This window comes from Allobosea rubneri (assembly GCF_032464875.1).
In the GTDB taxonomy this organism is placed as follows: Bacteria; Pseudomonadota; Alphaproteobacteria; order Rhizobiales; family Beijerinckiaceae; genus Allobosea; species Allobosea rubneri.
On record NZ_JAWDID010000130.1, the window covers coordinates 1 to 1,134 of the forward strand.

General features: G+C 63.5%; 1 protein-coding gene. It reads right to left on the reverse strand.

Annotation, left to right across the window (positions count from 1 at the left end; all coding sequences use genetic code 11):
* Window positions 1-860: 860 nt before the first annotated feature.
* A partial coding sequence (locus RKE40_RS29585; protein ID WP_316021727.1) for a CoA-transferase occupies window positions 861-1,134 on the reverse strand: 274 nt, incomplete at its 5' end.

Below are 1,134 nucleotides of genomic sequence, written 5' to 3' on the forward strand. Positions count from 1 at the left end.
GGGATCGATCATGGAGACCTCCGAGGATCAGGGGAAAGGACCCCAAAATCCTCGGATGCAGCGCCTCACGGGCGAAATCTCAGTAATGACCGCGCCGCAGTGCCCCGCCGCGAGAGCGGCTTAGTCCGATGGCGCTACGCCGGCTCGCCATTCAGGCTCTCGATCCGCAGAAATCGAATGGACTCCTGAACAGGCTCGGTTCGTTGGCTGTAGGAGGGAAAGGGCATGCCGAAATTCTAGGGCACATCCGGCTCAAAACGGCGCGAAATGAGGCCTCGCTCAGTAAAGGCGTTGGGCATGAAAGCGATCAGTTATCGTGACGCCGACGCCGTTGGCGACCAGCTCACAAGCTACCGCGGCGATGGGGGTGTCAACGCGGATGTCCAGCATGGAAACGGCATCATAAAGAGCTCGTTGCAGCGGCCGATGGGCGAAACCGATGTCGAACTGGCGTGTCGAGGCCTAGGACGCAATCGCTCGGGGCGTTGGACTTGAAGGGCGGCCGCCACGCCGCGGTGCTACTTCAGGAAGCGAGCGAGCGCGGCCGGCTGAAACTGATGGGCGAGCGCCGGCATGCTGACGATCCTTAAGCTGTTCGACGCGCTGCTCCTTGATTTGCGCGGCCCGACGAAGCTGCGCTCAACCTCGTCGTGCAGGGCTAGCACTTCCGCTATCGGCCAGCTGCGGCCATCTCCTCACGCCGCCGACGTTCCTTACGACGGAGTCCAATTCAAACCCAAGGCGCTTCAGGGGGCAACGTCATCGGCCTGGAAATTAAGAACTGTCTCGCAGGGTGGCCGCACCCGAAAACACTGCCAACATGGCCTGGGTTTTCGCCGGCCTCGCGCGGAATAGCTCGGTCACGCGGCCTTTGCGAGGGCGGAGGCAACGGCGAAGTGCGCCGCCGTCTTCGCCCTGACCTCGTCGAGGGTGACGCCGGGGGCGAGCTCGAGCAGGGTGAGGCCGCCCTTTGCCTTGTCGCAGGCCATGACGCAGAGATCGGTGACGATCAGGTCGACGACGCCGGCGCCGGTCAGCGGCAGGGTACAGCGCTCCAGCACCTTGGAGTCGCCATGCTTGTTGGCGTGCTCCATGACGACGACGACCTTCTTGACGCCGGCGACGAGGTCCATG